Source organism: Winogradskyella bathintestinalis, from assembly GCF_030407435.1.
Classification (GTDB): domain Bacteria; phylum Bacteroidota; class Bacteroidia; order Flavobacteriales; family Flavobacteriaceae; genus Winogradskyella; species Winogradskyella bathintestinalis.
Genome location: NZ_JASDDK010000026.1, coordinates 1 through 1,455, shown reverse-complemented (window position 1 = coordinate 1,455; position 1,455 = coordinate 1). Strand labels below are relative to the sequence as shown.

The following is a 1,455-nucleotide window of genomic DNA, read 5'->3' as shown; positions in this document are numbered from 1 at the left end:
CTGTAGGATCGGTATTATCAAGAATATTAATGTTTTGGAAAACATTAATAGAGTTTCCACTCGCATCCGTTACCGAGTAAGTTCTAATAATAGTTCCGTTGTTAATAGCAGGATCCGCAGTTTGACTTACAAAAGCGACAGTAGGAGTACCACAATTATCAGCTTCATCAATTACTACAGTAATATCTACAGCAGGTACATCAGTAAGACATTGCACATCAATATCCGCAGGATTAGAGGCTGTAGGATCGGTATTATCAAGAATATTAATGTTTTGGAAAACATTAATAGAGTTTCCACTCGCATCCGTTACCGAGTAAGTTCTAATAATAGTTCCGTTGTTAATAGCAGGATCCGCAGTTTGACTTACAAAAGCGACAGTAGGAGTACCACAATTATCAGCTTCATCAGTTACCACAGTAATATCTACAGCAGGTACATCAGTAAGACACTGCACATCAATATCCGCAGGATTAGAGGCTGTAGGATCGGTATTATCAACAATGTTAATGTCTTGGAAAACATTAATAGAGTTTCCACTCGCATCCGTTACAGAATAGGTTCTAGTAATAGTTCCGTTGTTAATAGCAGGATCCGCAGTTTGACTTACAAAAGCGACAGTAGGAGTACCACAATTATCAGCTTCATCAGTTACCACAGTAATATCTACAGCAGGTACATCAGTAAGACATTGCACATCAATATCCGCAGGATTAGAGGCTGTAGGATCGGTAGTGTCGCTAACCGTAACTATACGAGTTACTTCATCAGCAGCTACACCGTTTGTATCAGTTACATTATATGTTACAGTATATATTCCTGGGGTGTTAGCATCAACCGTGTCGCCACCAACTGTTACAGCACCAACAGAACAGTTATCAGTAGCATTAGCACCAAGTTCAGTATATGTATCAGTACAAGCTTCAAGCGTGATGGTAGCAGTACCAATAAGATTGATTACAGGTTTAGTAGTGTCGCTAACCGTAACTATACGAGTTATTTCATCAGCAGCTACACCGTTTGTATCAGTTACATTATATGTTACAGTATATATTCCTGGGGTGTTAGCATCAACCGTGTCGCCACCAACGGTTACAGCACCAGCAGAACAGTTATCAGTAGCATTAGCACCAAGTTCAGTATACGTATCAGAACAAGCTTCAAGAGTGATGGTAGCAGCACCATTAAGATTGATTATAGGTTTGGTAGTGTCGTTAACCGTAACTATACGAGTTACTTCATCAGCAGCTGCACCGTTTGTATCAGTTACATTATATGTTACAGTATATATTCCTGGGGTGTTAGCATCAACCGTGTCGCCACCAACGGTTACAGCACCAACAGAACAGTTATCAGTAGCATTAGCACCAAGTTCAGTATAAGTATCAGAACAAGCTTCAAGCGTGATGGTAGCAGCACCATTAAGATTTATTACAGGTTTAGTAGTGTCGCTAA

At 39.9% G+C, this 1,455-nt stretch carries 1 protein-coding gene; it reads right to left on the bottom strand.

Features of this window, described 5'->3' with window-relative positions:
• The coding region (locus QMA06_RS16390; protein ID WP_290207994.1) for an immunoglobulin-like domain-containing protein at positions 1-1,455 on the bottom strand (1,455 nt) is incomplete at both ends.